Source organism: Alteromonas sp. ABM1_013, from assembly GCF_056160505.1.
This window is the reverse complement of the sequence record NZ_JBSWXH010000002.1, coordinates 589,997-614,966: the sequence shown is the minus strand read 5'-3', so window position 1 is coordinate 614,966 and position 24,970 is coordinate 589,997. Positions and strand designations below refer to the sequence as shown.

Sequence of the window (24,970 nt, the reverse complement as noted above, 5' to 3'; positions counted from 1 at the left end):
TGTTACGCCTTAAATCACTATAAATCAGTCAGTTAAGCTGTAAAAACACGCACTTAACATCCTTATCACTTGCCGTTAAATATGCTTCGACGTTGAAACAATAGTTAGAACACTATACAATTTATTTTTATTGAACAGCCAATTAAAATAAAAACACTACTTAAGCGCATCTAAATCAACTCCTATAAAGCCTGTAGAAACGCGGCTTAGAGAGAGGTCAAGGTAAAGAAAGTTAAAGTGGTGTTTATTAAGCGAAGAGCGATTAGTTCGAACGTTTCGAACGCTTAGCGAGAAAAATAGTTTCAACACTATTCATCGTATTGAAACCAAATATGTGTATTAGCTTGTACGTATTTATTTTTCACGCAAAGAGCGCGCTAATTGGCGAGCGTTGTCAGCACTATTAAAGTAGGAGTTTATGCATGTCATTACCGACTTATCAGAATTTCATTCACGGCAAGCCGATGGCAAACAAAAGCAAAGAGACCTTTGCAGTCACCAACCCCGCAACCGGTGAGGTAATTTACCACGTAGAAGTGGCTGATGAGTTTATTCAACAAGAAGCGATCAAGAGTGCTAAAGAAGGATTTGCGGTATGGTCAGCAATGATGCCTATCGAAAGAACTCGCATTCTTAACAAGGCCGTTGCACTGCTTCGCGAACGTAATGATGAACTCGCTAAATTAGAAGTACTCGACACCGGTAAGCCTATTCAAGAAGCCGACTGTGTTGATATTGAAACTGGCGCTGATGTTATTGAGTACTATGCGGGCCTTGCACCTACTCAATTGGGTACTCAACAGCCTGTGGGCGCCGACTTCTTCTACACGCGTAAAGAAGCGCTAGGTATCTGTGCCGGTATTGGCGCATGGAACTACCCTATCCAAATCGCTTGCTGGAAGTCAGGCCCAGCGCTAGCTGCTGGCAATGCATTTATATTTAAGCCATCAGAAGAAACGCCGATGGGTGCGCTTAAACTGGCTGAAATTTTCACTGAAGCTGGTGTACCTGCTGGCGTATTTAATGTGGTTCAAGGCGCAGCGCAAGTAGGCCAATGGCTTACTAACAGCCCAAACATTGAAAAGGTATCATTTACCGGTGAAGTAGGCACGGGTAAAAAAGTGATGCAAAGCGCCGCTGCTTCGAACTTAAAAGACGTGACGATGGAGCTTGGCGGCAAGTCTCCGCTAGTAGTATTTGAAGATGCAGACATTAGCCAGGCTATCAGCGCCGCTATGCTAGGCAATTTTTATACACAAGGTGAAATCTGTACTAACTGTACTCGTGTTTACGTTCAGCGCTCTGTATATCAAGCCTTTATTGATGAGCTTAAAACCCGTACCGAAAATAATATCATTATGGGCGACCCGCTAGACCCTAATGTAAACCTAGGTGCGCTAATTTCAGAAAAGCACCAAGAGCTAGTACTTAGCTATATTGCGAAAGGAAAAGAAGAAGGCGCAACGCTGTTAACCGGTGGTAACGCAGCTTCTCCAGCTTCTGCTCCTAACGGCTATTTTGTTGAACCAACAATTTTCACAGATTGCACCGACGATATGACTATCGTTAAGGAAGAGATCTTTGGGCCAGTAATGAGCGTGTTGGTATTCGATGATGAAGACGAAGTGATTGCACGCGCGAATGACACTGAGCTAGGTTTGGCAGCGGGCGTATTCAGTAAAGATATCCAGCGTGCACACCGCGTCATCCACCAGCTACAAGCCGGTATTTGCTGGATAAATGCATATGGAAATTCTCCAGCAGAAATGCCTGTAGGCGGCTACAAACAGTCTGGCATTGGACGTGAAAACGGCGTCGAAACACTAAATAGCTACACACAAACCAAGTCGGTTTATGTAGGTATGAGTCAAATTGAGAGCCCGTTTTAAATCGCAGTAGGAGTACATATGCAGACATTTGATTACATTATTGTTGGAGCAGGTTCTGCTGGCTGCGTGCTAGCGAATCGCTTGTCAGAAAACCCAAAGCACAAGGTGTTGCTACTGGAAACCGGTGGCTCTGACAAAAGCATTTTCATTAAGATGCCAACGGCGCTGTCTATTCCGATGAATACCGACAAGTATGCGTGGCAATTCAACACTGAAAAAGAGCCGTATTTAAACAACCGCGAAATGCACTGCCCGCGCGGCAAAGTGTTGGGCGGATCGTCATCCATTAACGGTATGGTGTATGTGCGCGGCCACGCTAAAGACTTTGATGAATGGGAAGCTCACGGCGCAGAGGGCTGGAATTATCAGGCATGCCTTCCTTATTTCCAAAAAGCAGAAACCTGGTACAAGGGCAACGATGCTTATCGTGGTGGAAATGGTGAACTTGGCGTTAACAACGGCAACGAAATGAAGAACCCGCTTTATACGGCTTTCATCAAGGCCGGCGAGCAAGCTGGATATGACATTACTAGCGATTATAACGGCAAGCAGCAGGAAGGCTTTGGCCCAATGCATATGACCGTAAAAGACGGTGTGCGCAGCTCAGCAAGTCGTGAATATCTTGACCCGGTAAAGTCGCGTAAAAACCTAACCATTGTAACTGGCGCGCTGGTGACTAAAGTTGTTCTTGATAACAAAGTCGCAAAAGGCGTTGAGTATGTGGTTAACGGCAAAACCGAAACGGCAAATACGTCTAACGAAGTTATTTTAAGTGCCGGCTCTATTGGCTCGCCACATATTCTGCAACTTTCAGGTATTGGCGATAAAGAGATTCTTGAAAAAGCAGGTATCGATGTTAACCACCACCTGCCGGGTGTGGGCCAAAATCTGCAAGATCACTTGGAGTTCTATTTCCAGTACAAGTGTAAACAACCGATCACGCTAAACCGCAAACTGGGCTTAATTTCAAAAGGGTTGATCGGTGCTCGCTGGTTGCTTAACCGTTCAGGTTTAGGGGCTACGAATCACTTTGAGTCTTGCGCGTTTATTCGCTCGAAAGCAGATGTAGAGTGGCCTGATATTCAGTACCATTTCTTGCCAGCAGCTATCCGTTACGATGGTAAATCAGCATTCGATGGCGACGGCTTTCAGGTACACGTAGGTCACAATAAACCTAAAAGTAGAGGTAGCGTTACCATTCAGTCGGCTGACCCAACAGTTCCGCCCAAAATCTTGTTTAACTACTTACAGCATCAAGATGATATTGAAGGATTTCGAGCTTGCGTAAGACTAACAAGAGAAATCATCGCACAGTCAGCATTCGACGACTTCAGAGACGGCGAAATTCAGCCTGGCGAGCACATTCAAACGGATGAAGAAATCGATGCTTTTGTGCGTGAAGCCGTTGAGAGCGCTTACCATCCTTCGTGTTCATGCAAAATGGGTGAAGACGACATGGCAGTAGTAGATTCTCAAACCAAAGTACATGGTATTGAAGGCCTGCGAGTGGTGGACTCATCTATCTTCCCTACCATTCCAAATGGAAACCTAAATGCACCGACCATAATGGTAGCGGAAAAAGCGGCGGACAAAATTTTGGGTAAACCCGCTCTACCACCACAAAATGTAGCGGTAGACATACACCCTAATTGGCAAACCGAGCAACGCTAAACGTTAAAATGATTTCGCACCAGTGTGCTTGTTCTCGCAACAAGCGCACCTTCCACAGTGCCTATATGCCGCCGACCAAGGTGACGATGCATGTAGCTGGGTGGTCTGTTTAATAACGAAAAAAAGGAAAAAACATGTTTCAATTTTATCAATACTGGGAGGGTGATAATGACAGTATGGCTTAGTGCAGGCATTATTTTCACTCTACTTTCAGTGGCCTATATTCTATTTAAATGGGGCAACATGAAAGTGGTAGGTGTAACGCCAGTTAGAACCTTTACCTTTATTGCCATTCTTTTTACCTCGGGTTTGGATGTGGGCCTCATTATGTTCCCACTCACTGAATTTGCTGGTTATGCTGACATAAGCGCAAGTCCTGAATACGCATTCACCAATCCTCTCGCCATTGAGTTTGGGTTTTGGGGTTTCTTAATTTGGGGATTCTACTTTCTTACTTGTTTTTATTTCTGCGTAATAGAACCCAAGGTTAAATTCTTCGAGCTTCCTGTCGTTAAGTTCGTAAACAATGTTGTAATTATAGGGACCTGCGCTTTCACAGCTTTCTTACTGCTGTCTAATCTTCCATGGTACTTGCCAGCAGTGGGTGATGGAGAATCTATCGTGCCTGCGTTCTACCTGATCGTGTTTGCAGCCATTGCCTTTGCTGTGTACTCAAGTACTAGCATTAAGTACGTGCGTATTTTAAGCCTTACCACAACTTGGGTATTTATCGCTCTCATTGTTGGCATGTGGGCTGCGGCATTTGTGTTTGGCGAAAGTGAGATAACTGCTTATTTCAAGAATCTAGGCCTAATTGGCGGATATTTTGCGAATATTGATAACTTCGTATTACCCATCAATGATTACCATGAGTTTTATCTATTCTGGTGGTTCAGCTGGAGCATCATGATAGGTCAGTTTACCTCTCGCTTTGTAGGCGGTCTCAAAACCTATCAAGTTATGCTGGCTATGATGGTTATCCCATCTATCCCTATCGCCGCATGGTTTTCAGTACTGTACCACTATCACAGCGCCGGTATTCCTACAGAAGGAATAACTAATATGGCAATGGTATTTGTAGGTGTCGTTTTTGTAATCAACTCACTTGATTCACTCATAAGACTTTATACCGACAACCTTAATATGACCGTGGAGCGTATTGGTAAAGGTAATTATATTGCCCTTAACATAGTCGCACTATCGCTGCTTACGCTGTTATTCAAATTAGACTTCTTGCAAATACAGTGGGTGGGTGCGCTAGTTATCGCTATCTTCTTTAGCTGCTTTGCTTTCATTCTAAGTCAGAAGTTTAAATCGGTGACGGCTATCAAAACCTCGCCGAAAGAAAACAAAATCGACTTTACCAAGATAGAAAATCTTAACTAATTAAATCAATCACTTCTTACCTTATTAACATTGGCTCACTTTGAGCCAATGGAGGTAAGTGTTGCCCGAAGCCCGCGTAAAAGCGCGCTTTATGAGAAATGGGCGAAATAAAACAAAGATAAAAAACAGGTGTTTAACAATGAAAAAATTGAATTCTTTTTTTACATCCACGCATATTTTCACAGTGGCTATTGTCGCAGCATTATATTCTTCAGCTTCATTCGCTGATTGGAGCGCCAATATCTCTGCAGTATCAGATTATACCTTTAACGGTTTAAGCCAAACACAAAACGACCCGGCTCTTCAGGGAGGTGTTGATAAAGCTTTTGATAACGGGACTTACGTTGGTACTTGGGCATCTAACGTTGATTTTGGTGGCGACACCAACCTTGAGTGGGACGCCTACATTGGTCGTTACCAAATGCTCACTGAAACTGTCAGTATTGACTATGGCATTGCCTACTACTCCTATCACGGCGGTGACGATTCAAGCGACGGTAACTATCCGGAAATTTATACTAAATTCGGCTATGCGAGCGACTATGGTAATACTGAGCTTAACCTGTGGTACACGTGGGACTACTTTGGCACAGGCTCAAGACACACTGTAGCTATGATTGCTCACAACTTTGAACTTGCACCTAACCACAACCTTCGCGCTAGCTTTGACGTGTCTAACTCTTTAGACAGCGATACTTGGGTATGGCGTGACGAAAACACGTCTTTCTATCACTACCGTTTGGCCTACCAGACAAGCTACAAAGGATTAGACTTTGAAATTGCTGCTGAAAACACAAACCTTGATATAGACACCGCCGATGAACGTATTGTGTTTGGTGTATCGAAAACCTTCAGCTTTTAATCCAATAGGCTCGCACTAATCATCGCTTTTATTTTTTAGAGATGTAGACAGCAGTAGACCTTTATTTGCAGCGTTGGAAAGACCATCGACACTCCAGTCCGTCCACGCTGCCATTTCTTTATATGCATCAATAAAAACAGTGGTATTTCGACCATTATTTTTTGCTTGATACAATGCCCAGTCCGCAATCAAAATGGCATGTTCCCATACCTTTGAATCTAGTATGCAATCATCCCAAGGAAGCTTAGTTGCTCCTATTGACATTGTAATGGGCTTAGGTAATTCCAAAACATGGTGAAGCGTCGCTATAGCGTTATGAAGTCGCTTATTAAACTCACCAATATCGTTTGGATTTATTGACGGGACGACTAACAAAAACTCTTCTCCACCCCACCTTATTAACCTATCAGTATTTCGACTGACTGTTCGTAGCGCTTGGCCAACATGATGTAGTGCACTATCACCCTTATCATGACCGTATGTGTCGTTTAGTTGTTTAAAGTTATCAAGGTCGATAAGAAAAATAGCGCACACTTCATCGACGCCAACTGACGCATCCTGCTGTTCTGTTTTCGCATTTACTGCATCAAATATCTTGGGAGCGAAATTTTTGACTGCTCTTCGATTGTATAAACCTGTTAGCGGGTCGGTAATTGCCGCCTCTTCTAGCGCTTTGTTTTTTTGTTGAAGCTCGCTGTTTACGCGCTCAAAAGCGGCAGTACGCTCATTGACTCTAGCTTCAAGTATCTCGTTTCGTTGTTGATACGAAGCAATGCGAAGGCGGTAAATAATATAAAAAACTGCAAGCAAGGCTAAAACGCCGACTAGCTTAGCCCAGTTAGACTCCCACCAATGAGGCGTTACATAGAGTACTATTGCGTCTCCAGGCAGCCAACCCTCGCCATCAATTCTAGACTGGACTTCAAAAACCGTTTCTCCCGCTGACAACTTAGCTAAAAAAGCCTCTTCTCTTGAACCGGAATATATCCAATCACTGTCATCTAAACGATATCGATATTCTGGGACCGACTCTGCCGAAAAAATTGGACGTGAAAAAATAATCTCTGCATTTCTCTTTGTGTTGAGATTTATTCGATTGCTGTAGTTATTTTCTCGCTTGCCATCAACATAAACACCCGTAATGATAGTTCGCGCCGCTAACTCATGGTTTTCACTTTTCTGAACCGCTAATACACCGTTTAATGTTGGCAAATATAGGGTATCTTTAAACACTATAGATCTAAAATTACCCGCGCCATTACAACATCTCAAATCGGCTCGTGCGCTGAAAGTGCCATCATCTCGCAAGACAACAGTGCTCTTTACATGCGAGTCAGTAATATCGTCGATTTCCACATACGCAACGCCACTTGCACCGCTTAACCAAAGTTTATTACCACGGGTTGTTACACTGAAAAAATTTTGAAATGGTAGTCCGTTCTTAATGTTAAATGAGCGCCACTGCTTACTTTCATCAAGCATCAACAAACCCTGACCGTAAGTTCCTACGAAAAGCCTTCCATCATTTAACTCAAGTAGTGAAGAAGCAAACACACTGGTACCGTTAAGTAACTCTACTTCCTGCCACTTCCCATCTGTTTGGCTAAACAATCCTGACTCTGTGCCTACCCACAGTACACCGTCCTTCGCTGTCAGGATGCTGCGAACTGATTGCTTTTCAAATAGTGGAACGGACTTAAAATCGACACCGTCAAATTGGAATAGGCCCTTTGTCGTCGCTATATAAAACGCATCATCTCCTTGATATAAGGTATTTATTTGCAGACCTGTAAATTCAGGTATTGCCTCAAACTGTGATGCTCCGTTCTTGCTCCTAAAAAGGCCTCTACGAGTGCCAACCCAGAATTCGCCGTTACCTTCAAAAATACTATAAGCATCGCTACCTTCTATTGCGCTGGGAGGAACTATTAGTGTCCAGTCGTCTTCGGAGTTACTTTCAAACACACCTTTGTTTGTTGCTGTGTACAAGCGATCTTCCCGGGCAAAAAATGACCATATACGAGCACTAGATATATTTTGTGTAGGAGCTACGCGCCTTACGTTCGTTTTCCAGTATATTACTAACCCATTTGCTTTCGTTCCAAGAAACCACGTTTCTTCATCGTTAAGAAGCACGCTGTTGTCGAGCAGAAGGTTATTATCTACAAACGGTGTTAAGCTATTGAAAGTTGGCTCAGCTTCTGAAGAAATATCAAGAAGCTGGCCTTTATCCGAAACCGCCACTACGCCCCCGTTTTGAGTGCTAAATAGGCTCTTAAATTTAATTTCAGCAAAGGCTGGCATTGTCTTAAAAAGACAGCTTTCAGATGATAGTGTGAAGCGGTGAAGTTTTTGCTTTTGCAATATGTAGACTGTATCTTTTTGCACTAACAGACGTTCTGCGTTGGCAAAAACGCCAATGGGGTAGCGGCACTTCTCATGCACTGAGGATGTAAGACTGGTCTGCAGCAACTCACCTTGAGACGTTAGCAACCACAAATGACGAGTGTCATAATACGAGTTTGTAAAAGTAATATCTGCGTAACTGTAAGGCTTGGCTTTGTCGCCTTGAAGTGACCATAGTGAATCAGTAATTACCCACACCGTGTTTTTAGCATCGGCGATAACTTGCTTTATTGGTTTGTCATCAAAATTAACGCCAAATGCCTTGAACTTACCATCATCGAAACTCACTAACCCGACGCCAGTCACTATCCAAAGTCGTCCTGTATTATCAAGAAACAGTGCATTGATCCAGTTAGAGCCTAACTCCGGTGTATTAATGGTATTGAAAAACTCGAATTTGCGTCCGTCAAATCGAGCAAGTCCGTTCTCTGTGCCAAGCCACACAAAACCGTTGTTATCTTTGACTATTGATTTGATAGATATCTGAGGCAACCCTTTTGCCGATACATATTGCCCTACATCATAGGTCGGTACGCCAGCCACGCTCCACTTTTCAACGCGGTAGCTTTCGCCCCACGAAGCAGCACTCGAAAGACCCAAAAGTACAATAATTAAAGAAGATAGACAGGTGATATTGAATAAAGAAAAGGGACGGTTTTTCATTGAACCTCAAAGAAAACAATTAAAGACGTCGGGACCTTGAATTTCACAATAATGGAGACGTGCTATTTAAGAACAAACCTTTACGACAATAGTTGTTCACATCACCTACACTGTCAAATCAACATTCGTATGAATTTAATCAGAAAAAGACCACGCTATGAAGCGGCTTAACTTGCTCCCCTGCCCCATATCAATGACTTTACACTGCGTCGCACCATAATAATTAATGCTGGTTTTAAGCGGTTTCAAATGAGAACTTTTCGACACTAAACAAGTGAACCATTCTACGTTGTCTTTCACAGAAACACTTTCTTGAACCATGCGCTGAATGAAGGCAAGTTCACCGCCTTCGCACCACAGTTCATTCGCTTGGCCCGCAAAATTCAAGTTTGCGTCCTTACCTTGGTAAGCGACATTTTTACCTTGTAGCTTAGATTTACTATCCCCTAAACCTTGAACTCGATTATCGGTAAACTTTGCACCACTTCGCTTGTGCTTATTGCGAGTTAAATTGGATGTTTTCCTACGCGTGCCAGACAGGGCTTCTTGGGCAGATTTATGAAACGGCGGGTTGCACATAGTAAAGGTAAACTGTTCGTTCTCTTCAATTACGCCATTGAAAATACTTGCTCTATTGGTTTGTCTACGCACTTGGAATTTATCGGCCAACACACTGTTTTTGCTCGCAATGACTTTAGCGCTTTTTACAGCAACTTCATCAACATCGCTACCCACAAACGACCAGTCGTAGGACGCAATACCAATAATAGGATAGATAGCATTAGCGCCCACGCCGATATCTAATCCACGTATATCTCGCCCACGCCCGTTTTTTAAATTAGACCTTGCTGATTTTAATAAGTCAGCAATACCGTGGATATAATCTGCTCTTCCAGGTACAGGGGGGCATAAGTAGCCTTCAGGAATATCCCAATACTCAAGTCGATAATAGTGGCGAAGCAAGGCAGCATTAAGTACCTTCACCGCTTGTGGATTAGTGAAATCTATACTGATATTGCCACTTTTAGCTTTAACGAGAAAAGGCTTAAGCGCAGGGTATGACTGGCACAGCGCATCCATTGGATAGCCGTTTTTATGGAGATTTTTAGGGTGCATGGAGCGCTACTTTTTGTGTGAAACTAAAAACTGAGATTGCACGTTTTCATCGAGCAACTGGGCGCCACTACCTTGGGCCGCCACCTTATCGTCAGTATTGTAAAGCCTACAGCGCTCTAATGACAAACACCCACAGCCAATACAGCCTTCCAACGAGCTTTTCAAACTGGTCAGCGCCGCAATTTTTGCCTCTATATGCTTATTAAATACTGTGCTCAGTTTAGCCCAATCGGCTTGGGTGGGTGTTCTGTTATCTGGCAACGTAGACAACAAATTCTTTATATCAGCAAGGGAATACCCCATATTTTGCGCGATTAAAATAAAAGAAACTCTGCGAATGACAGAACGAGGGAATGCTCTATTTCCGCCATTTGTGCGCACAGAAGGAATGAGCCCTTCGTTAGCATAATAGCGAATTAGTGAAACAGCATTGCCAGTACGTTTAGCAATAAAGCCAATGCTTACCATAGGTTCTGGTGCCATAACGCCCCTTTTTCCAATTTCAAAATAGCGGGTAAAAAAACGCTTGATCTAAAGTTAGCTTTAGATATTAAGCTGTTTTTCGTTGATTATCTATACAAGGAAAAACACATGACCACAGCATACTTAGAGCACACAAATATCACCGTTGAAAACCCTGATGAGCTAGCAAGCCTTCTCTGCACTTTGTTCGATTGGAAAATAAGGTGGAACGGCGGCGCTAAAAACGACGGCTACACGGTACATGTAGGAAACGATAAAGACTACCTTGCCCTGTACAGACCGAAAACTATTAATGAGATAGAGAGCGACTATAAAACCCTGGCTAACGTCAACCATATCGGCATTGTTGTTCCAAATTTAGACGAAACCGAACAACGAATTCTTTCCTTAAATTTCTGTACCTACAGCCACGGCGATTATGAACCGGGTAGACGCTTTTATTTTATGGCACAGCAAAACATAGAAATTGAAGTCGTTTCATATGTGTAATGCCATTGAGTGTTACACCTAGCTGAACTTTGAAATTTAGTGTTAGATTAACGTTACCTCACTCGTGCTCGTTTTACTTTGTATCTTTGTTTACTAAATTTGTTCACTAAAAACGAACGCGCACTGTGATCATTTCAATAATAATAGACAGGAAACATGGATGAGCAAAGTACTAGCGATATGTTTAGGTTTAGTAATGTTATCCCTATCGGCAAACGCATGGGCGGATAACATACTTAGTATGAAACAGCGCAGTGAGCTGATTGATAAGATCACCGTTGAACGCTTCAATTCAGTACTCCCCCACATTATGGAGCGAGAGGGCATCGACATGTGGGTGTTGATGTCGCGGGAATACAATGAAGACCCGGTTTTAAAAACCATGCTGCCTTCAACCTGGATTTCCGCACGACGCCATACCATGTTAGTCATTTATAACCCAGGCGATGGTCAACCACTGGAACGTTTAGCCGTTGCAAGATATGCAGTAGGCTCGCTATTTAAAAAAGCGTGGGACAAGGAAGCACAACCCGACCAGTGGGAAGCATTGAAACATATTATCGAGACCCGGAATCCCTCAAAAATAGCTATTAATACGTCGAATGCATTCGCTCTTGCAGATGGCATGACTGCTACTGAACGCGAAAAATTTATGGGTGGACTTTCTGAAGAACTAAAAAGCCGAGTAGTGAGTGGTGAAAGGCTGTCTATAGGTTGGTTAGAAACTCGAAGTGAACTGGAAATGCAGTATTATCCCGTACTCACTCAAATTGGTCACTCTCTGATAGCGACAGCATTTTCAAATGAAGTCATCACACCTAACGTAACCACTACAGATGATGTTGTCTGGTGGCTTCGGGATCAAACTCGTGCCTTAGGTCTCACCAACTGGTTTCATCCTACGGTTTCCATCCAAAGGCAAGACAATGAAGTGTTTGATCAAATCAGTGCTTTCAGCAAACGTCCCGGAGAAAACATCATACGACCAGGCGACCTGATACACGTTGATTTTGGCATTACCTACTTGCGACTTAACACAGATCAACAGCAGCATGCCTACGTATTAAAACCTGGAGAAAAAGACGCGCCAGCGTCACTTAAAAAAGCACTTAAGGCGGGTAACCAGCTGCAAGACATTTTGACTAGCAATTTTAAAGTAGGAAGAACAGGTAACACTATATTGAGAATGTCGCGACAGCAGGCTATCGAACAAGGGATCACGCCCGCTATTTATACCCACCCGCTTGGTTTTCACGGGCACGCGGCAGGGCCAACAATAGGAATGTGGGATGCACAAAAAGGTGTGCCAATTCAAGGTGACTACCCAATGTTTGCACAGACGGCCTATTCAATTGAGCTTAATGCAGCGAGCTTTATTAAAGAGTGGAACAAAGAAATTAGAATTATGCTGGAAGAAGACGCATTTTTTGATGGTAATTCAGTAAGCTATTTAGATGGCAGGCAGACCGAATTTCATTTGATTCATTCAGATGAAGAGCAATAAATAAGCGTATAGCTTCGTGCCTTTTTCCAAAAGTGAGAGGTATCTATTGGCAAGAAAAGCCAGTATAGAAAAGGGATTTAGAAGTAAAACTCGTAAAGTGTCAGGCCTTTCGCCCTTTCAAGCGAAAGGCCATGAAACTGTACAAAATATTAGCAGTAGGTTGCTATCCTAAAACGTGGTCTTATTCAGCTGCTGTGCGAACTACTACGTTTTCTGCGCTGTATTCACGAACAAAGTCAGACATTTCTTTGTGGTTACAGATAATATTCTCACCTTCCAGACCAAACTTCGCTAGTGCTGCATCTTTACCTACAGAAAGTGCTTCTAGACACGCTTGTGAAGCAACATCTTTATTCTTTGCAACAAGTGCTACTGTTTTTGCGTTTTCAGTTGCCTTGTTGTTCTTGTACATGTAAGCGAAAGTGCGAAGTGATTCACCGTTACAACGTACAGATGCACTGAACTCTTCAGCGTTAAAACCATTTGCGCGAATAAGACGCAATGCAGAGCCAAAACCCTCTTTAGCCGCAGTCAAACACGCTTGTGTTTCGATGTTGTCGTTAATTGGCTTTAGTACTACATCTTTTGCGAAAGATTGAGTAGCAGCAACAGATAGTGTTAGAGCAATAGCGAAAGTAGACAGTTTCATTTTTGAATTCCTATTTTGTAACTAAATTAGATATCACCTAAGTGATGTGTACATTATGACCAAAACTTTCAAAAAATAAAGCACTTTTCGTAATTTAATTACAGAAAATGCGATTTAAACATACAGATCACTACAAAACTGAAAGTAATTTACATAAAATAACATCATTTATATAAAAATTTACATATAAGTCTTTTTAGTTACAGGTCGCCCATTACGGGCACACTAAAAAGCGCGCAGGAAATTACTTTCAGCGCGCTTAATTCAAAAAAATATAGTGGGGTAATAGTTGTTGCCAGCGTAACCTTAAATTTTTGACCTACAAAATGAGATCGTGCATCCAATTAAGTGAAGGTAACTGCTGTTCTGGTTGGTAAAAGAGTCGATTGAGTCTACCTAATAAATTAACGGAACGACTAGGATCATGCGCTTTAACTCTGTGCTCGCTTTCAGTAAGCATGAACTCCCATGGCTGAAGATTGAGTTCGTCTACCTCTTCCTGCTTAACGCCCAGTGATTTTAGCGTTGACAAAATTCGCTCCGTTTTGCTTTCGGCAATAGGAATAATTTCTTTACCATAGAGATCATCGAGCGGCTCATTAATAGCTTCTAACGTGTGATTGATTGCAGCCCACACTTCATCGTGATCGAAAGCCCAGCCTCGCGGGGCATAATAACCTTCTATTTCCCATTCAAACTCGGCATTACTCACCGCAATAGAGCTCTCGGCTTCTGGAGAATAGGCCAAATCTGGCTTGGCGCCGATATTGTATGCATCGACACTCATGGCGATACAAATAATTAAATCACCGCAGTATTGCTTATTCGTGTAAAGCGCTTCAAATGCCGCGCGCTTAACGCCCATCCAACCATGCACCTTTGATGGCTGCTCCACGAAGTGCCTCACATCATCGGGTAAATCTTCGCCGTACGCGTTTATGAGCAAAGGCAGCGGATTTTGATCTGGCGCTTCATCGGGCATCCACACTTCGTATTCTTGTCGGTTATCTGCTTTCCCGCGACTTTTTATTCCATATGACAAATTTACAGGACGACAAATACTTCTATCTTCATCTACTTTATGAAAATACTCAGAGCGCATACGCTTTATAAATGGTGCATCTAACCCTGCTAATGCTGCTGTTGGATAGCGATAGCCTATTTCACTATGCTCAACCATATGTAACGTTGGAATAGCTTGTGCTAGCTTATTTTTAAGCCCTGACAGCGTGTTCACTTTTGGAAGAACAATACTTCTTTCAGGCTCTATAGTAAGTCTGCTTCCATCTTCAGTAACGAATTTCGGTGTTTTGTGAAATTCATAACCTGTGAAACCCAGCACATTCACTGCGGCGTTTCTATATTGAGAAAGCTCAGTAAAAAGCGCAGTATGATTGCGAATATGTTTAAATAACGGTCTTGATGCGGTCATATTTACTTCCATTTCAGCTACTTCCGTTCTAATTCAGCGTTTACTCACCTAATTTTGGTTTAAAAAGCGAAGCCATATTTGTGCGCCCATATCATCGTATTTTTTTACAAGGTTACGGTAACGCTCGCGCATTGCTACATCTACAAATGGTGTTGGCAGCAAAGGGTCAAAGACCAAGTGATATAACGCCCTATCTCCTATCACATAAGATTCTTTGGTGGCTTCTTCAAGGGGTAAAGTAGGCATTCGGGCAAGAGATTCCTCTATTTCACCGCATCCGTCTTTATAAAGCGTTTCTAAGTTTAGGTGGCTCCATAGTTTCATAGCCTTAGCTTGCGTTTGATTATCAAAATCGCTGGCGCTAAACACAAGTGCGTTGCCTGATAGACCAAGAGTGTGAAGTTTGTCTCGCACCTCACTTACACCACCTGAAAAATTGTTCGGCCTAATATACATATCACTTGCAAGTTTCATCATACCCACAAGCTTAAGGGCACGTTCAGTAGTCCTCAGCTGCTTTTTATCACTTTTAGGGAGTAAACTGGTTTGAGCAATTACCCAATCGTTCTGCCAAGGTACAAGGCCATTTTCATCCTCTCGCCACTGATGTATTTCTTTAGCAAATCTAATCCCCTTGTCAGCCAATTTATAATCTCCCCTGTCGACCAAGGTGATGAGCTGGGCAGACTGCAGGCGTGTGAGCGTTACTCGAATGTTGTTTTCAGAAATACCAAACAGTGCTCCCACACGAACGGCTGCACTAGCATTCATTTTAATATTGTCACGGGAACCCAGCAGCTTTAGCAGTAGCTTTCGTGCGACGGGCTTTTTCTCTTTTTCTAGCAGCAAGTTCTATTTACTTCTTTGTTTTAGATAGTGGCTAAGCAATGACTTCTGTCTCAACTTATTTGATTGCTTACATGGCATAAGCTTAGCCATGTGTGCTTCCATCATTATATAAACAAAGGCCCGGCACAAACATTACATAATTTATTAATTTACAACTATTACTGTAATATTCTAGTGCAATGATTTAATGTAAAGCTCTGGGACAACGATACGCTTTACATATTCATTGAGTGGAAATGCCATGACTTCATCTAATCGATTTGTTACGCACCTTGTAGAAAACCAACCTACCATTCCTGCTCCCTACAATTTGTGGCGAGACGATGCGTTGCTACGTGTGTTTGTAAACCAGCATTTGCCACCATCCCACCAGTATGACGAAGGGTTACTAGATAAATATGGTCAACTTGCAGGTAATGCACTTATGAATCATGGAGAACTTGCTAACAAAAATAAGCCAATTCTTCATACCTTTGATCGCTATGGCCGTCGTGCAGACAATGTAGAGTTTCATCCTAGCTATCACGCGCTTATGGAAAGTGCGATGGAACACAATGTGCATAACTATTCGTGGAAGCATGAGGGGGTTGAGGGTGCACATACTGTTCGCGCAGCATTAATGTATATGCATTATCAAGCTGAGGCTGGTACGTCCTGCCCACTGACCATGACACACGCCGCTATTCCGGCTATGCGGTATGGAAACAACTTACCACCTTACTACTTAGATAAAGTTATCAACGGCGAGTACGACCCTCGTTCCTTACCGGCACGCCAAAAACACGGGCTGACAATTGGTATGGGGATGACTGAAAAACAAGGAGGTTCAGATGTTAGGCGTAATACAACTAAAGCGACTAAGCAGGCTGATGGCAGTTACCATATTGTAGGACATAAGTTCTTTTTCTCTGCCCCCATGTGCGATGCACATCTTATTCTTGCGCAAGCCGAAGGCGGACTAAGCTGCTTTCTACTACCAAGGGTATTGGAAAACGGTGAACTTAATAACGTTCGCATTCAGCGCTTGAAAGACAAGTTAGGCGATTGGAGCAATGCCTCTTCGGAAGTTGAATTTCAGGACGCTACAGCATATTTAATTGGCGAAGAAGGCCGTGGCGTGCCGGTAATAATAGATATGGTGTCATTGACCCGATTAGACTGCATGATTGGCTCATCTGCTCTTATGCGGCAATCACTGGTTCACGCCTTACATCACGTCAGTCACCGCGATGCCTTCGGCAAAACGCTAATCAATCAGCCTCTAATGCAAAACGTGTTGGCAGATTTAACGATAGAATGCGCAGCTGCTACCGCACTCACTATGCGCGTGTCAAAAGCGGTAGACAGTACACTGAATAATAGCCATGAAGCAGCAGTGGCGAGGCTGGCCACTGCAATTGGAAAATACTGGATTTGTAAGCGCACGTCTATGTTTGTAAACGAAGCGCAAGAGTGTTTAGGTGGTATTGGTTATGTAGAAGAAAACCCTATGCCCCGTTATTACCGCCAAGCCCCGCTCAACTCTATTTGGGAAGGCAGTGGAAACGTGCAATGCTTGGATGTACTGCGCGCACTTGCCAAAGAGCCGAATGTTAAAGAGGCCTTGTTTAAAGAGCTTAAAACACAGGTAGGCAAAAATAAGCACTATGATATGCACCTTAGTAAGCTGTTTGACGAGTTATCAAATACGCAGAATATGGAAATGCGAAGCCGATATTTAACTGAGCAAATGGCGCTAGCGCTACAAGCATGTTCTCTTCTTGCTACGTCGCACAATAACAACGACGCCTTTATCGACATTGCCCACACTTTTTGTGAATCTAGACTCGGCAACGCGAGTGGTTTTGCTTTAGGTACATTACCCGACACTACGCCATTTGAGCACATTATTGCGCTGGGGCAGGTTTGATATCTAAACTAAACATGAAACCATTTAAACTGAACAACACTTACCTACACCTATACAAACCAACTCAAAATGGATTAACCGAGTACCCTTTTTGCGCCAGGCGTGCATGGGCTGTCATGGCTGATAAGTCCATTACCACTCCGTCTATCAAGGCGTTTTTTTCAACGCCATGAGCCGCAGCAGACTGCCCGCACACTATCACTTTAACGCCTTGCTCTATCAAAGCAGTAAGTAGAACTTCATTGCCGTTAGGTTGCCCCTTGCGCTGTTTGAAGAATTCAGTCTTTAACATTTCTTCTGTGGCAGAACCGTGAACCACAAGCGCAAGCGAAAGATTTTCCGGCTTCACACCGTTAGCTACATGCATATTGATAAAACGAGCCAGCGACTCAAACTTGCGGTTAACCTCGCCTGGTTTTGCCGCTTTAGCTACGTCAAACGCAACCTTGAATGTCTGATTTTCAGTAAAACTAACGCCTTCCACTGGCGCATGTTTTCCGAAAGCGCTAAACACTGGGCCATATTCAAAATCTGATTTAGCTGAAGCTTGCCCCGTCACACACAATGCCACTACCAAACCAAGTGACGCCCTGCCGATTCCTTTTGTCATGATCATTTCCTTTTCCTCAACTATTTCTCGTGATTTAACGCGCAGGTAGCGCTGTTTTATATACTTCAAACGTCATGTCGCTTACATCGCTGCCCGCATCTTGGATTTTGCTGTTCGTATAGTAAAGCGAACTGTTATAAATACTAAATGTATCAGCCCAGTTCACCACATCGCCTTTTACAAGTGTGCGAAGGTCCAGGCTTGGCGTAAGGTACTGCACCTCTTGCTTTTCTAAGTCAGCTAAATAGACGTTGCCTTCATGATAAATCATGCCATCTGGCGCGCCGGTTGTAGCGACTTTGCGCACTTTTTTCGCCAGCACTCCATTCGATACTTTCTCTATATCAGAGGTATTAATCGCATAGAGTGAATAACCTGACAAAGCATGGAAATACAATGTGTCGTTTAAGGTATCTAGCGCGATGCCGTCCGATTGAACAGTCATGTTGAAGGGCTTACCTTGAATACTTAAGGACTCTATCTCAGCTTTTGTGGTTTCATGATTATCTAAAATGCGATAGCTGGTATTATCATCAAGGTTATACACCACTAAACCCGCATGAGCCGAATCCGTCATGTATATGCGATTTGTGTTCTCGTCTACGCGTAGATCATTAATGTAAGAATCAGAGTGATAGGCATCTTCACTAAGGATCAAGGTTCCTTCGATTTCGTTTGAGGCTAAATCAACAACAAACAAGCGCGGCGCATCCACTACCCCGTTAAATTTAGGGTTGCGGGTGTCCAATACATACAGTTTGTCTTTATGGGCAACCACTGACTGCACGGCCAAAAAGCAATCCTTTCTTACCTCGCTTTGCGCTACACACTCGTTTGTTTCATTATTAGGATATGCAACAAACTCTCCGTTACCGGTAACCTGAGCCACGGAAAAACTTACACCATCTCGCCAATTGGGCGCGTTCACAAATACTCGTCCATCGTTACTTACCGTCACGCCAGTAATTTGTGTTCCTTTAATGTCGCCGACCAATTCAACTTTAGAATCATGTGCTTCGTGTGCCGCTGCATTAATAGAAAAAACGGCCGCTATCGCAGTAGCTGTTAACGTGCGCTTAATATGCATATCCTTTACCTTCAAACCTTTTTTAAGACATAGCCGCTCGCCTACCGTAAATTTCTATGCGTGCGCTTTGGCATGCATATCGGAAACGGAGTGAGCAGCATTTGATAACAAAGCATACGGTTTAAACACCGTGGTAGAGCACAATTCGACGACGAGTGACGACAATTCAGCGAATTACCTTCAGTAAGCAAAAGGCTGTAGCGTATTGTCACCCCGTTGTGTGTTAATTCAGATCTAAAACAGGGTATTCTGTCGTTAAAGTTAGATATAGTTAAACCTATCTGCTGACTGAGTAACCTTTTTTACAGCAGTAATTTAAAGAGAGTTTATTATGCGAAGTCGAACTTCAACAGAATGTCACAAAGGGTTTAGACCACAGAAGTATGGTATTAAGTTAGCCTTATTGTCGTTGTTAAGTTTAGCGTTAGTTGTTGGATGCGCCAGCAAACCTCAAGTGAGCGTAGATGACACGCAAAACTTTGCTGACATTAAAACGTTTTATATCCAAGCGCCACTAAACCCTATCAATGAAACTCTCGCTAATCATTTGTCTTCAACCATAACCGAGCGCTTGATTACCAAAGGTTTAACGCCAACAACAGAGAACGAGGCCGATGTGTCAGTAGGTTACCTTCCCTCCACTACCACAAAAGAAGATGGAACCACGTTAAATTTAGGGTTGGGTACAGGCACCTTTGGGCGCTCTGGTGGCATTTCTCTCGGCAGTATATTCAGCATACCTGTGGGTGAGCAAACCTCTTTCCAACAAGGTCTTCAAATAGACATAGTAAAAGATGGGAAATTTATTTATAGCGCATCGGGTAGCGTTGAACTCGAGTCTAAAGACAGTATTAGTATTCAAAACAAGCTTGATGAACTAGTAACAAGCTTACTTGAACAATATCCAGCAAGAATTAATCAGGACTAGCGAAACACATTTATCAAGGTTGCGAACCACGCTCTTCTCTTACAACAAATGCTGACAACACTATAACGTTTGTAAACAAAAAAGCGCCATAAAGGCGCTTTTTACTGATTAAACGTGGTATGAATTAGCCGTGCTGACGCTGCTTTTTGCCACGTTTCTTTTTCATATTATCGAACTTCTCAAGCTGCTCATCGGTTAGAATATCCGCTACTTTCATGCGAAGCTCGGCACGTTTAAGAAAACGCGCTTTTACTTTTTCCGCTTTTTGCTCTGCAATCGCATTTACCTTTTCTTGATAGTTCGAGTCGTCTGGGTTTAGGCCCGCTAGTGCATTCATTTTTCTGCGCTTACCTTCTTCACCCATTTCGGCTCTTTTAGCCTGACGCTCAGCTTTAAGTTCCTCTTTCAATGCCTCAAACTGCACTATTTGCTCGTCAGTTAGATCAAGTACTCTTTCCATTTTATGCAAAGGTAAGAAATCTCCACCTCTACGTTCATCTGAATTCTTACCGCCTGCGTAAGCAGTGGTTGCGATACATGCACTTAATAAAACACCGGTAATTAATTTTTTCATCTTAATCTTCCTACTTGTTTTGCCATGTTTATGCATGACGTTAAAAAATAATGTTGTTTCATCAACGGAATTAAGTATGCGTGAATCAATCGATAAGTAGGGTTAAGCTAGTGTAAAGTTCGGTAAAGTTGAAAAACACGGCAGTTAATAGGGGTAATATTCGGGGCATGGAAAATGAAAAAATAAACGTTTTACTCGTCGACGATGACAAAGACTTGTGCGCCTTACTTAAAGAATTTCTAGAAGGGGACGGCTTTCGTGTAGATGCTATTCACAGCGGCGATGAAGCAATAAAAACACTACTCAACACCGATCAGTACGACACCGTAGTGCTAGATATTATGATGCCTGGTATGTCGGGCCTTGATGTGTTGAAATCAGTAAGAGCCGAAAAGCAAACCCCCATTCTAATGCTAACAGGCCGTGGTGATGACATAGACCGAATTGTGGGTCTTGAGTTAGGTGCTGATGATTACCTTCCTAAGCCTTGTAACCCAAGAGAACTTGGCGCCCGTATTCGCGCTATCATCCGAAGAACTCAGTACTTAAAAACAACGCCTGCCGCTTCGCCAAGCGAACTACACGGTATTCATTTAGATACCGGCGCACGCCAAGCCACCGTTAATGGGAAATCCGTAGCGTTGACAGGGGCTGAGTTCAACGCACTTAGCTACCTAATGGAGCGTGTAGGGCAAACCATATCCAAACAGGAAATGACGCAAGAAGTATTGAAACGACCATTGGAAGCCTATGATAGAGCAATGGATGTTCACGTTAGCCGAATTCGCCAGAAGCTCTCAGCTGCAGGGGTTACTAACGTTATTCAATCTGTCCGCGGTGTTGGCTATCAAATGCTAACCGTACCTCAGAAATCAGAATAGAAGATATAGGTCATGATAAGTAGCATTAAATGGTCGGACATAAAAGCTAACTTAGGGTTTAAGCGCCTGTTCTGGCGAATTTTTGTTGCTTTTTGGATAGCCAGCTTAGCGGTGATGGCGGCAACTGGCTACGTATTAGTAAACGAATATGCCTCAAGTAACTATACTAAACGTTTTTTTGACGATGCGACCAATCAGGCAGAAAAAATTGTATGGCGATACGAGCATGAAACGTTTACAAAAGGCAGGGCTAGAAACGAGATTAAAGAGTGGATTAAACGAAGAAACGGCCGAGAAAACCAGCTAATCCCCATGCTAATTTCCTCGGTAGATGGCGAAGCAATTTATCACTACAGAATGAATAAGGTGCCTGAGGACCAACGGGTAACACGTGAAATCTATGGCCCTTCAAACACGCAGTACATCGTTCAATTTAGACAACCGCAAACGCCGCGGATCTATAAACACGTGTTAAGCCGTTTTCAGTCAGTGCAGTTTGTATTTATATTTTTAGCCTCGGCATTAGTGAGTGCCCTACTTAGCTGGAGCATTGTAAAACCGATCAAGTATTTAGGCGCCTTTAGTCGAAAATACGCCAACGACCAAACAGCGTCGCAGGTTCCCTCTCAGCTGCTTTCTCGCGGAGACGAACTCAGTGACTTGGCAGCCGATATAAATTTCATGGTTCGTAAAACCTCCGATGCTATAGAGGCACAAAAAAGGTTATTGCACGACGTGTCCCATGAATTGCGCGCACCACTAGCTCGGCTTCAAACGTCAGCAGCAATAATCGAACAGCATCAACCAGATAACAAACACGTTCTGCAGATACATAATGACTGCCACCGAATGGACCAACTCATTCAGCAAATTCTGAACTTTTCAACGCTAGAACATACATCACAGACAGCTGAACCTTGCGATGTGATTGCGTTATGCAATCGTGTTTTGGACGATATGGCTATTAACTATCCAGGTATTCCAACTTCACTAGACTTTAGCGAGTCTTGTGAAAAAGAAGCAATAATAAAAGGGTTTCCTGAAGCGCTGCATCAGGCTTTAGACAACATCGTAGGTAATGCATGTAAGTACTCCGACAAAGGGCAGCCGGTATCTGTAAAAGTCTCTGCTGATACTAAAAATGTTGTCATCGTGGTTGAAGACAATGGCGTAGGCGTAGATAACGATGAAATTGAAAAGTTGATGCAGCCGTTTTACCGAGCTGGAAATCAGATGCATACCGAAGGCTTTGGACTGGGTTTAACCATTGCGCTAAAAGCAGTGGAAAAGCATGGCGGAACGCTTGTCATGCAAAGTCCAGAACAAGGCGGACTCAGGGTTGCAATTACGTTACCTAAAAACAGACCAGGTCAAATGTGAAACACCTTTTGGTGAAAAGAAGCTTGGACTTATCGATGGCACAATGCGCTCACTTGGTAAATGATGGCTTACTGCACAAAATCGATTCCACGACCAAGTTTATCTAGTTTCCAAAAATAGAGGAAGTCGACGCGAATTAGCGTTATGCTTGGCGGCATGAAGAAGTGCAGATTAACATAATGGCAACGCAGCAGCCGCTTTCCGTTCAGCAAAACCTTACCATTAGGTTATTGCGAGTATTAAGGTATAACAAGGCCCGCATCGAACGTGCGCTTACCCTCATGCCTGATAAGCACAAACCACTTTTTCATGTGCTTCCATTTCTAGTTCACGTCAATCACGAAGATCTTCCTGGTTATATTGCCCCACCATCGTCCGGCGAAAGCGTACCTTTTGGCATCAATAACTATTCTTTTCGGCCTGATATAGAAAAAGCGCTTATACGGTCTTTTCCAACGAAGAATCATCTATTCTCTGATATCAAGCAGATCTGGCCTAGACAGCGAGCCATTGAGTCACTCGTACTCATGGGGAGCGTGGGCACTATTGCGCAAACCGATGACTCGGACTTCGATTTTTGGGTGTGCATTGAAGGCAATCGCTTTTCAGAAACTGAACTTTCCTTACTACAACAAAAGCTAACTGCTATTGAAAAATGGGCGGAAAGTACCTTTGACATTGAAGTTCACTTCTTTTTATCTGAGATTGATAAAGTAAAGGCAAATGACTTCGGTATTGCTGAGGGTGAAAGCGCAGGCTCTGCACAAGCTTTATTTTTAAAAGCTGAGTTTTACAACACCAACATAGTGGTAGCGGGCAAAGCGCCCTTTTGGTGGCTTACCCCAGAAAAAACCAGCGAAAAGCAATATCAGGCTATTTACAACAGTCTGGATAAAGGCGGCTCACCAGATTTAGATTGGTTTATGGATTTAGGCCACTTAGAAAAACTTGATGCCAGCGAACTGTTTGGTGCAGCCATTTGGCAACTGGGAAAAGCAATGGACTCCCCATTCAAGTCGGTTTTGAAAATGGCAAAGCTCGAAGTCTACTTAGCCAATATTACCCACGGGCAGCCCCTTTGTAATCTGCTTAAAAAGCACGTTCATCGTGGGGTTGAAGCACCGGGCCGCGTCACAGACATCGACCCTTACGCATTAATGTTTGATGAACTTATTACCCACTATAAAGCCAACGGACAGCCCGAGGACATTGAGATATTACAGCAATGCTTGTACTTAAAATGTGCATGCCCATTAAGTCAGCCGCTTTTTGAGGGAGAAAAGCCAAACTTCAAACGCCGGATTTTAGCGTCTTATGCTAGACAATGGGGGTGGAGCAGAAAGCAAATTCACCACCTAGACAACCAACAGGATTGGACATTTAGTGAGCGTGTACAACTTAGTCGCCGTGTTCATAGTTTTCTTTTGAAGTGCTATCGACGTATTTCTAAAGAGCTTAGCGACCACCAGCAAGTTATGGACGAAAAGGACATGACGGTGTTGGGTAGGCGCTTAAGTACCTATTACGCAAAAAAAGAAGATAAAATAGAATTTCTTCGGCGCGCCTTCGACGAAAGCCTTTACTGCGAAAAAATCACTATCGCTATGCGCCAGCTCAAGAACGGTGATGAAGTATGGTCTGCCTATGCCGGTGATTTGTTGAGTAAATCCGGAATCATTGATGAAGCACAGAAAATATCCCAAGCGCCTAGTGCGATTGCGCTAATGGTATGGTTGGTCTCAAGTAAAATAATTGATACTCGCAGTAAAGTTTATTTAGATTATAACTATGGCGAAGTAAGTGAATTAGACCTTAACGATCTTCTGAAGCACTTGTGCAAGCATTTCCCGCCTGTCAGAGTGTCGTCCCTCCCCCGCAACGACCTACTTGCGCCTGAGCGTATAACTGCATGCTTCTCTATTGTGAATTTCCCGACTTTACGTCAAAAAGCCACGGTTGAAGATGTAGCAGTAATCTATAAAACGTCTTGGGGAGAAACGTTTTTAAAATTCGGCAATGATGTGTTGGATACCTTATGGTACGACCTTCAGGAAGTATCTCCTAAGCCATCATGTTACGTAATGGTTCCAAGAGGAAACCAACAATCGCGTATTTTAGGCGAATTTTTAGAGTCAAACGAACTTAACTTTAACGTGCTCTACTAAAAAGAACTACACGCTTTTTTAACACGTCGTCACGCCA

The 24,970-nt window shown here is 43.2% G+C and carries 20 protein-coding genes; 11 read left to right on the top strand and 9 right to left on the bottom strand.

Features of this window, described 5'->3' with window-relative positions:
• Positions 1–422: 422 nt before the first annotated feature.
• The 4 genes from betB (at position 423) to ACXAGK_RS07235 (ending at position 5,808) form a co-directional block, all read left to right on the top strand.
• Positions 423–1,889, top strand: a complete 1,467-nt coding sequence (betB, locus tag ACXAGK_RS07250) for a betaine-aldehyde dehydrogenase (RefSeq protein WP_474855254.1) — start codon at positions 423–425, stop codon at positions 1,887–1,889.
• An 18-nt stretch (positions 1,890–1,907) separates the two neighbouring features.
• Entirely contained in the window at positions 1,908–3,560 is a 1,653-nt protein-coding gene (gene betA, locus ACXAGK_RS07245; protein ID WP_474855252.1) for a choline dehydrogenase, read from the top strand.
• Between the two features lie 168 nt (positions 3,561–3,728).
• Positions 3,729–4,946: a BCCT family transporter gene (locus tag ACXAGK_RS07240; protein WP_474855249.1), complete on the top strand. Its 1,218-nt coding sequence runs from the start codon at positions 3,729–3,731 to the stop codon at positions 4,944–4,946.
• Between the two features lie 139 nt (positions 4,947–5,085).
• Complete coding sequence (locus ACXAGK_RS07235) at positions 5,086–5,808, top strand: TorF family putative porin (RefSeq protein ID WP_474855247.1); 723 nt, start codon at positions 5,086–5,088, stop codon at positions 5,806–5,808.
• Positions 5,809–5,823: 15 nt separating this feature from the next.
• Here the strand turns inward: ACXAGK_RS07235 and ACXAGK_RS07230 are convergent, their stop codons facing one another.
• The 3 genes from ACXAGK_RS07230 to soxR form a co-directional block, all read right to left on the bottom strand.
• Complete coding sequence (locus tag ACXAGK_RS07230) at positions 5,824–8,877, bottom strand: ligand-binding sensor domain-containing diguanylate cyclase (protein WP_474855245.1); 3,054 nt, start codon at positions 8,875–8,877, stop codon at positions 5,824–5,826.
• Between the two features lie 135 nt (positions 8,878–9,012).
• Entirely contained in the window at positions 9,013–9,993 is a 981-nt protein-coding gene (gene rlmF / locus ACXAGK_RS07225) for a 23S rRNA (adenine(1618)-N(6))-methyltransferase RlmF (protein WP_474855243.1), read from the bottom strand.
• A gap of 6 nt (positions 9,994–9,999) precedes the next feature.
• On the bottom strand, positions 10,000–10,476 hold the full coding sequence (gene soxR / locus ACXAGK_RS07220) for a redox-sensitive transcriptional activator SoxR (protein WP_474805540.1): 477 nt from the start codon (positions 10,474–10,476) through the stop codon (positions 10,000–10,002).
• Between the two features lie 108 nt (positions 10,477–10,584).
• Between soxR and ACXAGK_RS07215 the strand changes: the two genes are divergently transcribed.
• Together ACXAGK_RS07215 and ACXAGK_RS07210 are read left to right on the top strand one after the other, a co-directional pair.
• Positions 10,585–10,965 (top strand): VOC family protein, encoded by a 381-nt coding sequence (locus tag ACXAGK_RS07215; RefSeq protein ID WP_474855241.1) that lies wholly within the window; start codon positions 10,585–10,587, stop codon positions 10,963–10,965.
• A gap of 160 nt (positions 10,966–11,125) precedes the next feature.
• The gene (locus tag ACXAGK_RS07210) at positions 11,126–12,469 is read left to right on the top strand and encodes a M24 family metallopeptidase (protein ID WP_474855239.1); all 1,344 of its coding nucleotides are present in this window, start codon (positions 11,126–11,128) and stop codon (positions 12,467–12,469) included.
• A 181-nt stretch (positions 12,470–12,650) separates the two neighbouring features.
• Here ACXAGK_RS07210 and ACXAGK_RS07205 read toward each other — a convergent pair whose 3' ends face one another.
• The 3 genes from ACXAGK_RS07205 to ACXAGK_RS07195 all read right to left on the bottom strand — a co-directional run bounded on the left by ACXAGK_RS07205 (position 12,651) and on the right by ACXAGK_RS07195 (position 15,399).
• Positions 12,651–13,118, bottom strand: coding sequence for a DUF3718 domain-containing protein (locus tag ACXAGK_RS07205; RefSeq protein WP_474855237.1), 468 nt, complete (start codon positions 13,116–13,118; stop codon positions 12,651–12,653).
• A 319-nt stretch (positions 13,119–13,437) separates the two neighbouring features.
• A complete protein-coding gene (locus ACXAGK_RS07200; RefSeq protein WP_474855235.1) occupies positions 13,438–14,550 on the bottom strand; it encodes a hypothetical protein in 1,113 nt (370 codons plus the stop codon).
• A 48-nt stretch (positions 14,551–14,598) separates the two neighbouring features.
• Complete coding sequence (locus ACXAGK_RS07195) at positions 14,599–15,399, bottom strand: PaaX family transcriptional regulator (RefSeq protein WP_474855233.1); 801 nt, start codon at positions 15,397–15,399, stop codon at positions 14,599–14,601.
• A 241-nt stretch (positions 15,400–15,640) separates the two neighbouring features.
• Between ACXAGK_RS07195 and ACXAGK_RS07190 the strand changes: the two genes are divergently transcribed.
• Positions 15,641–17,308, top strand: a complete 1,668-nt coding sequence (locus tag ACXAGK_RS07190; protein WP_474855231.1) for an acyl-CoA dehydrogenase family protein — start codon at positions 15,641–15,643, stop codon at positions 17,306–17,308.
• Positions 17,309–17,372: 64 nt separating this feature from the next.
• On the opposite strand, the gene ACXAGK_RS07185 is transcribed toward ACXAGK_RS07190, so the two are convergent.
• Both ACXAGK_RS07185 and ACXAGK_RS07180 read right to left on the bottom strand, forming a co-directional pair.
• Entirely contained in the window at positions 17,373–17,918 is a 546-nt protein-coding gene (locus ACXAGK_RS07185; protein ID WP_474855229.1) for a DsrE family protein, read from the bottom strand.
• Between the two features lie 34 nt (positions 17,919–17,952).
• Positions 17,953–19,005: an L-dopachrome tautomerase-related protein gene (locus tag ACXAGK_RS07180; protein ID WP_474855227.1), complete on the bottom strand. Its 1,053-nt coding sequence runs from the start codon at positions 19,003–19,005 to the stop codon at positions 17,953–17,955.
• A 331-nt stretch (positions 19,006–19,336) separates the two neighbouring features.
• Here ACXAGK_RS07180 and ACXAGK_RS07175 point away from each other — a divergent pair, with 331 nt between their 5' ends.
• A complete protein-coding gene (locus ACXAGK_RS07175) occupies positions 19,337–19,933 on the top strand; it encodes a DUF4136 domain-containing protein (protein WP_474855225.1) in 597 nt (198 codons plus the stop codon).
• A 124-nt stretch (positions 19,934–20,057) separates the two neighbouring features.
• Here ACXAGK_RS07175 and ACXAGK_RS07170 read toward each other — a convergent pair whose 3' ends face one another.
• On the bottom strand, positions 20,058–20,507 hold the full coding sequence (locus ACXAGK_RS07170) for a Spy/CpxP family protein refolding chaperone (protein WP_474855223.1): 450 nt from the start codon (positions 20,505–20,507) through the stop codon (positions 20,058–20,060).
• 167 nt (positions 20,508–20,674) lie between these two features.
• Here ACXAGK_RS07170 and ACXAGK_RS07165 point away from each other — a divergent pair, with 167 nt between their 5' ends.
• From ACXAGK_RS07165 to ACXAGK_RS07155, 3 genes are all read left to right on the top strand, one after another.
• Positions 20,675–21,388 carry a response regulator gene (locus ACXAGK_RS07165; protein WP_474855221.1) on the top strand — a complete coding sequence of 238 codons (714 nt, stop codon included), beginning with the start codon at positions 20,675–20,677 and terminating at the stop codon, positions 21,386–21,388.
• A gap of 12 nt (positions 21,389–21,400) precedes the next feature.
• Positions 21,401–22,768 (top strand): HAMP domain-containing sensor histidine kinase, encoded by a 1,368-nt coding sequence (locus ACXAGK_RS07160; RefSeq protein WP_474855219.1) that lies wholly within the window; start codon positions 21,401–21,403, stop codon positions 22,766–22,768.
• Between the two features lie 179 nt (positions 22,769–22,947).
• Positions 22,948–24,933: a class I adenylate cyclase gene (locus ACXAGK_RS07155; RefSeq protein WP_474855217.1), complete on the top strand. Its 1,986-nt coding sequence runs from the start codon at positions 22,948–22,950 to the stop codon at positions 24,931–24,933.
• Positions 24,934–24,970: the final 37 nt, after the last annotated feature.